This window comes from Umezawaea sp. (assembly GCF_057122925.1).
Map to the genome: position 1 here is coordinate 1 of NZ_DBNGPQ010000144.1, position 7,410 is coordinate 7,410.

The following is a 7,410-nucleotide window of genomic DNA, read 5'->3' on the forward strand; positions in this document are numbered from 1 at the left end:
CGGCGGCTGCCGGTTCCAGCGGGGATGGCCGATGTGGCTCGGGGACGCCTCGATCCGCCCCTGCGACCGGGCTCCAGGGCAGGTGGTGACCGCCTGCCCGATCCACCGGGGCAAGGGGCGAGTCCCCCGAGCGGGATCGGCCACGGTCGCGTGGGCGGCGTCCCGTTCCGTGGTGGGTTGCTGCTTTTGTTGCTCTAGCGGCGTTCCAGCGCTGAGAGCAGGCGGGGTAGGGAGCTGCCCAGGCCCCAGCGCTTGCCCAGTTCGGCTACCTTGTCCGGGTTTGCCGGTGCGGCTGGTACGTGGTCCGGGCGGTCCTTGACCACCGGTGCGTCCACCGCCACGGTGACCACCGTGGGGGCCGCAGCCAGGTAGCTCTCCGCCGCGATGAGGCTGTTCCTGGCCCTGGTGGTGAGTTTGCGGTCTCGCGGGTCCGTCACCGCTGCGAGCAGTGCTTCCAGGGAGCCGAATTCGGTGATCAGCTTCGCCGCTGTCTTCTCGCCGATGCCCGCCACGCCCGGCAGGCCGTCGGACGGGTCGCCGCGCAGCACCGCCATGGCGGCGTAGGCCTCGCCCGCCGAACCCACCGGCAGCGCGTACTTCTCGGCCAGTTCCTCCGGGCCCAGCAGTTCCGCCTTCGCCCAGCCCCGGCCCACGTACAGCACTCGGACCTCGGTGGGGGTGTCGCGCACGACCTGGAAGAGGTCGCGGTCGCCCGTCACGACCTCCACGGGGTCCTTCTCCTCGTGGTGGGCGAGGGCGCCGATGACGTCGTCGGCCTCGTAGCCCGCCGCCTCCGCCGTGCAGATGCCGACCGCGTCCAGGACTTCCATGATGATCGGGATCTGCGGTGTGAGGGTGTCCGGTACCTCCTCCGAGCCGTCCGCCGCCTCCGTCGCCACGCGGTGCGCCTTGTAGGAGGGCAGGGCGTTGGTGCGGAACTCGGGGCGCCAGTCGGCGTCCATGCACGCGACCAGCCTGCTCGCGCGGCGCTCGGTGATGACGCGCGCGATCGTGTCGACGAAGCCGCGCACCGCGTTGATCGGGGTGCCGTCCGGTGCCGTCATCGATTCGGGCAGCGCGTAGAAGGCGCGGAAGTACAGGCTGGCGGAGTCGAGCAGAACCAGGGGTTGGGCCACGCGGCAAGACTGCCAGACGACGGCCCACTAGGCTCGGCGGCATGTCGACGAGTGTTGGTCCCATCGATGTTGACGCGCTGCGCGCCCGTCTGGACCGCGCGGGTGCGGCCGCCGCCGCGGCCGACGTGGACGCGCTGCTGATCTCGCCCGGCTCGGACCTCGCCTACCTGCTCGGGGTGGGTGGCACGTCGTTCGAGCGGCTCACCTGCCTGGTGCTGCCGGTCGGTGGCGCACCGGTGCTGGTCGTGCCGAAGCTGGAGGCGCCGGGGTACGCGGGGCTGCCGACCGACGAGCTGGGCGTCGAGGTCGCGACCTGGGTCGACGGCGAGGACCCGTACCGGTTGGTCACGGGCGCGCTGCGCGGCACCGGGCGGACCGCCGTGGCGGACATGATGCCCGCGCTGCACGCGCTGGCGCTGCGCGACGCGATCGGCGGCGAGCAGGTGCTCGCCGGGCCGGTGCTGCGCGAGCTGCGGATGCGCAAGGACGCGGTCGAGATCGCGGCGTTGCGCAAGGCCGGTGCGGCGATCGACCGGGTCCACGCCCGTGTCGGCGAGTGGCTGCGCGCGGGTCGCACCGAGGCCGAGGTGGGCGCGGACATCGCCGCCGCCATCGTCGAGGAGGGCCACGCCGTCGCCGAGTTCGTGATCGTCGGATCGGGGCCGAACGGCGCCAGCCCGCACCACAGCCTGTCCGACCGGGTGATCGAGGCCGGTGACGTCGTGGTGGTCGACATCGGCGGGCCGGTGGCCGAGGGCTACTGCTCCGACTCGACCCGCACCTACTCCGTCGGCGAGCCGCGGTTCGCCGACGTGCGGTCCACCTACGCCGTGCTCCAGGCCGCGCAGCAGGCAGCCGTCGACGCGGTTCGCCCTGGGGTGACCGCGTCCGAGGTCGACGCCGCCGCGCGGTCGGTCATCGCCGACGCGGGCTTCGGCGAGTACTTCGTCCACCGCACCGGGCACGGCATCGGCATGGACGTGCACGAGGAGCCGTACATCGTCGGCGGCAACGACCTGGTGCTGGAGGCGGGCATGGCGTTCAGCGTCGAGCCGGGCATCTACCTGCCCGAGCGCTGGGGCGCCCGCATCGAGGACATCGTGGTCGTGACCGGGACCGGCGTGGAGAGCGTCAACAACCGCCCGCACGACCTGGTGGTGCTGCCCGCGTGACGGCGAACCTCGAACCCATCGACAGAGCCATCCTCAAGCAGCTGGCCGCCGACGGCCGGTGCAGCTTCACCGACCTGGCCGAACGCGTCGGCCTGAGCGTGTCGGCGGTGCACCAGCGGGTGAAGCGGCTGGAGCAGCGCGGCGTCCTGCTCGGCTACCGGGCCCGGCTGCACGGCGACGAGATCGGGTTGCCGCTCAGCGCGTTCATCTCGATCACGCCGATCGACCCGGCCGCGCCGGACGACTACCCGAAGCGGTTGGAGCACCTGCCGCAGATCGAGGCCTGCTACTCGGTGGCGGGCGACGCCTCGTACGTGCTGCGGGTGCGGGTCGCGTCGCCGGGGGCGTTGGAGGAGCTGCTCCGGCAGATCCGCGAGGCCGCGAACGTGTCGACGCGGACGACCGTCGTGCTCTCGACGCCGTACGAGGACCGCCCGCCCGCGGTGTGACGCGATCCCGACCCCGTCCTCAGGCGGGGTCGGGCGGCGTCGTGCCGCTCAGTTCGGCCAGCGCCTGGAAGTGCTTGGGCGACAGCCGGTGGACGCCGTCGCCCGCCGAGTCGGCGTGGTCGCCGAAGTACGTGTTCTGGATCGCCAGGTTGCCGACGATCGACCGGGTCGCGCGGGGATCGGCGCGGAACGCCCGACCCGGCTCGTCGACCAGGTCCACGACCAGCAGCGCGCGGTCGTCGTGCGAGAACGTCACGTCGTCGGCGACGACCAGCACCGGGTACGCGCGCCCGGCGGGCACCGACTCCAGCAGGCGCTCCAGCGGGAGCCCCTCCAAGCGGGGGTCGGCCACGACGCTCACCCAGCCGTCGTCGACCTCCTCGCACACCTCGGACCACGCCGCGTCATCGGAGAAGTCGGTGCGCAGCAACGGGGACAGGTCGCTCTCGGGCAGCGGGACCACGTGTCCTCCAGCACTCGGGGAGTGCCACAGACTAGTTCGACGGTGGATCGCGGACCCAGTCGGGCAGCAGGCCGTGCAGGCGGACGGCGACCTCCTCCTGGTCGCGGCCGCTGTCGCCGCCGACGACGGCCGAGAAGACGCCGTGCAGACGTCCTCGACCGAGTTGGGCGGGCCGGGTTCCCGGTCGTCGACACCGAGGTCGCGGCGGAGCGCCTGGAGCTGCTCAAGGAGCAGGTCGCCGATGCCCCTCAGCCCGCTCGGCGAGCGCCAGGTCGACGCCGGCAGGAAGAGGCTCCTGCGCTGCCGCTGTGTGTCGGGCACGGCCGTCAGCGTCGCCACGGCCACGGCGGTCGGGTCCGCGCCCCTGCGCCGGTCGCTGGTGCTCAGGTGGTGCGGGGCGCGGAACTCGTCCGCGACCACGTACACCGCGGCTTCCTCGACGGGGTCGACGTGGTTGTGGAAGGTGCGCGGTGGATGTCCGCGGCTCCCGCAGGCGCGGAGAGCGACGGGCACGACCCGTCCGCCGCACGAGGTCGGCCGGGGCGTCGGCGATCGCCCGCCGCGAGCGGGTGAACCGCGGATCCGCCTCCGAGGGCCGGTCATCAGCCACGGGTGCTCACAACGCCGTGCGATCCCTGCCCGGTACCGCTCGGGCACTGACACCCACTTCGGACGTGGCACTCCTCCGACCGGTCGACTGCGGTCCGATCCTGTTCGACACCTGCCAATCGGTGGTCGGCGGTCGCGGAGAGGACGAACCGCCCCTCAAGTCGACGGGAACCACCAGCGACGCCCGGCCGACCACCGCGATCACCACCGGCGGCAGTCGGGGCATCGGCGAGGTCGTCGCCACCGCCCTGCGGGCGACGTGGGACCGCGCCGACTCCGACCACCTGGTCAACAACGCTGGCCACCGGGCGGACAACCCCGTCGCCGAGGTCACCGAGGCGGGTCTGTACCGGCCCGCGCTTCGACGACAACCGCTGGATCAACGCCCAGGTCATCGAGGTCGCGGACGGCTCTGCCCTCTGGCGGTGCCGGGGCGGGCCGACTTCCTGTCGAAATGACAAGAGGGTAGCCTTCCGACGTGTCCACGACGCGCCGTGCTCGGCAGAAGGTCACCGTCACCGCCGATCTGGTGATCCTGACCATCCGGGAGGGACAGCTCACCGTCCTGCTGGTGGAACGCGCGAACGACCCGTTCGCCGGGAAGCTCGCACTGCCGGGCGGATTCCTGCGGGGGAGGGAAAGCCTCCTCGACACCGCGCGCCGCGAATTGTTGGAGGAGACCGGGCTGGACCCGTCGACCTTCCACCTCCGGCAGGTCGGCGTCTACTCGGCGCCGGACCGCGACCCGCGCGACCCCAGGGTCATCACCAGCGCCTACCTGGCCATCGCGCCGAACCTCCCGCTGCCCGTCGCCGGATCGGACGCCAGGGCGGCGAGGTGGTCGCCGGTGTCCGAAGCCCAGCGGACGGGACTGGCGTTCGACCACGACGAGATCCTCCGCGACGCGGTCGAGCTGGCGCGGGTCGAGTTGCAGTTCACCGCGGTCGCCACGGCGTTCTGCGAAGAGGAGTTCACCATCGGCGACCTGCACGCGGTGTACGAGGTGGTCTGGGGCGTCGAACTCGACAAGCCCAACTTTCACCGCAAGGTCACCGACGTGGACGGCTTCATCGTCCCCACCGGCGGCAAGAGGCCGACGGTGAACGGTCGTCCCGCGGCCCTGTACCGCTCCGGTCCGGCTGACGTGCTGACGCCGCCGATGATGCGGCCCCGGCAGTCCCTGGGCTGACCGGGTCCGGCGACTCCAGGGACGCCACGTGGTCCACGTGCGGTCGGTGGGTCGTCGTGTCCAGCGAGATCACCGTCATCGTGGCCCCGAGCGCCGCGCCCACGATGAACGCGGCCAGGACCGTTCGTGCCGCGACACCCGCTCGGCAGTGGATCTCCATGTCGACTCCGTTCGTGTACGAGTGACAATTGGCTCTACTGAGGAACTTACGTAGCACCAGGGGTTGATGTCAATGTGACAATAACCTACGGTGGTGCCATGGACGGGATGACGGGTGCGCGGGTCGGGTCGGCGGTGGACGTGGTGCTGTTCGGTGAGAGGCGGGGTGTTCTCTCGATCCTCGCCATCGAGCGGGCGAAGGAGCCGTTCCGCGGCTGTCGTGCTTTACCCGGTGGTTTCGTGGAGCCGGGGGAGGGTGCGCGGGACGCGGCGGTGCGTGAACTCCGTGAGGAGACCGGCATCGTCGTGCGGTTGGGGGAACTGGTCCTGGTGGGTCGCTACGGCGCGCCGCGGCGCGATCCGAGAGGGCCGGTGGTGAGCGAGGTCTACTGCGCGTGCGTGGTCGACCCGGCCGACGCGGTGCCCGCGAGCGATGCGCGAGCAGCGGGGTGGTTGCCCCTGGTGGAGTTCCTCCGCCCCGGTGGCCGGGTCGCCTTCGACCACCGGGACGTGGTCGGGGATGCCGTGATCCGGTGGTTCGGTCGTTCTTCGGCTACGGTGTCGAACGGGTGGAGCGCAGGATCGCCGGGTGCAGGAGCGCGGCGGGCCCGCGTCGGTACAGGGTGGCCGGTCGGCCCGCCTGCTGCGGGGCGCGCACGCCCGTCGGTACCAGGAAACCCTTGATCCCGATGATCTTCCGGTGGAAGTTGCCCGCGTCCAACTCCTCGTCCCAGACGGTCTCGTACACCTGGCGCAGTTCGGTCATGGTGAACTCGGGACCGCAGAAGGCCGCGGCCAGGGTGGTGTACTCCAGCTTGTTCCGCGCTCGTTCTACCGCGTCGGCGATGATCTTCTTGTGGTCGAACGCGACTTTGACCCGTCTGCGGAGGACCTTCTCCACGGGTACCCAGGTGGCCGCTCGGGCGTCGCCGCCCGCGGTGGGGGAGGGCAGGTCCGGTACGAAAGCCAGGTAGCAGACCGTGACCACTCGGCGTCGGGGGTCGCGGTCCGGGGCGCCGTAGGTGCGCAGCTGTTCCAGGTGGAGCCCCTGTGGGCTCAACCCGGTCTCCTCGCCCAGTTCGCGCGCCGCTGCGGCGTCGATGTCCTCGGACGTGCTGGCGAGGAAACCGCCTGGTAGTGCGAGTTCGCCGAGGTGCGGGTCGATGCCGCGCTCGACGAGCATGATGTGCAGCGCGCCCGCGCGCACCGTGAGCACCGCGAGGTCGACGGCGACCGCGACCTCGGGGATCGCCCACTCGGCGTCGGCGAAATCCGTTACCCTGCGTGGTCTTCCGTCCACATGCAACAGCATACCCGTGCCCCTTCGGGCTCGGCCGCGTGGAATATTGGTCAGATTGACAAAAATTGAGCGGCTGGGCTAGCGTCCGTCCCCGTTGTGGCCCCCTGTCACGCCACGAACCCAGCTCTTGTCCCCTGTTCCTTCCCGGAGCGCTGTTCCCGCGCCGCGCCGCGAAGGTCCCGCACCACGTCGGAACCTCGTCGGACCGATGAAGAAACCCCTACGGCACAACGTGATGGAGCGAATCCATGATCGTGATCCTGACCGCCCTGGAGAGCGAGTACGCGGCGGTCCTCAGCCACCTCGCCGAAGTCGAGGTGCACAGGCACAAGGCTGGAACGCTGTTCGACGTCGGAGTCCTCAAGGCCGCTCCGGACCGGCGGATCGCCGTCGCCGCGACGGGGATGGGCAACCTGACCGCCGCCGCGCTCACCGAGCGGGCCATCGTGGAGTTCCAGCCCTCCGCGATGCTCTTCGTCGGCGTGGCGGGCGCCCTGCGCGACTGGCTGGAACTGGGTGACGTGGTGGTGGCGACCAAGGTGTACGCCTACCACGGAGGCCGCAGCGAGGACGGGGGCTTCCGCCAGCGCCCGCGCTCCTGGGAGATCTCCCACAAGATCGAGCAGGCGGCACGGCGCGTCCACCGGGCGAGGGACTGGTACCCGTCCGATGGCGGTGGTGCTGTGCCCGAGGTGCACTTCCACCCCGTGGCGGCCGGTGACGTCGTGCTGGACTCCCGGACGTCGGAGCAGGCGCGGCACCTGAACCAGAACTACAACGACGCCATCGCCGTGGAGATGGAGAGCGCGGGCTTCGCGCTCGCCGGTCACCTCAACGACGGCGTCCCGATGGCGACGGTGCGCGCCATCAGCGACCACGCGGGCGGGACCAAGGACAACACCGACGGGGAGGGCTGGCAGGCGGTCGCCGCGC

Annotated in this window: 9 protein-coding genes and 1 pseudogene; 7 read left to right on the forward strand and 3 right to left on the reverse strand. The window is 71.3% G+C overall.

What is annotated here, in order from left to right; translation table 11 throughout:
• Nucleotides 1-194 precede the first annotated feature (194 nt).
• The gene (locus tag AC156L_RS32940) at nucleotides 195-1,136 is read right to left on the reverse strand and encodes a 5'-3' exonuclease (RefSeq protein WP_330875627.1); all 942 of its coding nucleotides are present in this window, start codon (nucleotides 1,134-1,136) and stop codon (nucleotides 195-197) included.
• A 41-nt stretch (nucleotides 1,137-1,177) separates the two neighbouring features.
• On the opposite strand from AC156L_RS32940, the gene AC156L_RS32945 reads away from it, so the two are divergent.
• Both AC156L_RS32945 and AC156L_RS32950 read left to right on the forward strand, forming a co-directional pair.
• Nucleotides 1,178-2,308, forward strand: coding sequence for a M24 family metallopeptidase (locus AC156L_RS32945; RefSeq protein ID WP_330875626.1), 1,131 nt, complete (start codon nucleotides 1,178-1,180; stop codon nucleotides 2,306-2,308).
• Nucleotides 2,305-2,757: an Lrp/AsnC family transcriptional regulator gene (locus tag AC156L_RS32950; RefSeq protein WP_330875625.1), complete on the forward strand. Its 453-nt coding sequence runs from the start codon at nucleotides 2,305-2,307 to the stop codon at nucleotides 2,755-2,757. Before AC156L_RS32945 ends, AC156L_RS32950 begins: the two co-directional genes overlap by 4 nt.
• A 19-nt stretch (nucleotides 2,758-2,776) precedes the next feature.
• On the opposite strand, the gene AC156L_RS32955 is transcribed toward AC156L_RS32950, so the two are convergent.
• Nucleotides 2,777-3,733, reverse strand: a complete 957-nt coding sequence (locus AC156L_RS32955) for a DUF6924 domain-containing protein (protein WP_330875624.1) — start codon at nucleotides 3,731-3,733, stop codon at nucleotides 2,777-2,779.
• Nucleotides 3,734-3,894: 161 nt separating this feature from the next.
• On the opposite strand from AC156L_RS32955, the gene AC156L_RS32960 reads away from it, so the two are divergent.
• The 4 genes and pseudogenes from AC156L_RS32960 to AC156L_RS32975 all read left to right on the forward strand — a co-directional run.
• A complete protein-coding gene (locus AC156L_RS32960) occupies nucleotides 3,895-4,287 on the forward strand; it encodes a Rossmann-fold NAD(P)-binding domain-containing protein (protein ID WP_330875623.1) in 393 nt (130 codons plus the stop codon).
• Nucleotides 4,288-4,307: 20 nt separating this feature from the next.
• Complete coding sequence (locus AC156L_RS32965) at nucleotides 4,308-5,018, forward strand: NUDIX hydrolase (protein WP_330875622.1); 711 nt, start codon at nucleotides 4,308-4,310, stop codon at nucleotides 5,016-5,018.
• Between the two features lie 56 nt (nucleotides 5,019-5,074).
• The gene (locus AC156L_RS32970; RefSeq protein ID WP_330875621.1) at nucleotides 5,075-5,203 is read left to right on the forward strand and encodes a hypothetical protein; all 129 of its coding nucleotides are present in this window, start codon (nucleotides 5,075-5,077) and stop codon (nucleotides 5,201-5,203) included.
• Between the two features lie 82 nt (nucleotides 5,204-5,285).
• Nucleotides 5,286-5,642, forward strand: a pseudogene (locus AC156L_RS32975) (NUDIX domain-containing protein); the annotation flags it as partial.
• Nucleotides 5,643-5,730: 88 nt separating this feature from the next.
• Here the strand turns inward: AC156L_RS32975 and AC156L_RS32980 are convergent.
• Nucleotides 5,731-6,477, reverse strand: a complete 747-nt coding sequence (locus AC156L_RS32980) for an NUDIX hydrolase (protein WP_330875620.1) — start codon at nucleotides 6,475-6,477, stop codon at nucleotides 5,731-5,733.
• A gap of 248 nt (nucleotides 6,478-6,725) precedes the next feature.
• Between AC156L_RS32980 and AC156L_RS32985 the strand changes: the two genes are divergently transcribed.
• Nucleotides 6,726-7,410 (forward strand): 5'-methylthioadenosine/S-adenosylhomocysteine nucleosidase family protein (locus tag AC156L_RS32985; protein ID WP_484407582.1); only part of this gene is annotated, 685 nt, incomplete at its 3' end.

Excerpts from the sequence above, each read along its gene's own strand:
- AC156L_RS32945 (WP_330875626.1), top strand. The coding sequence starts at position 1,178 with ATGTCGACGAGTGTTGGTCCCATCGATGTTGACGCGCTGCGCGCCCGT.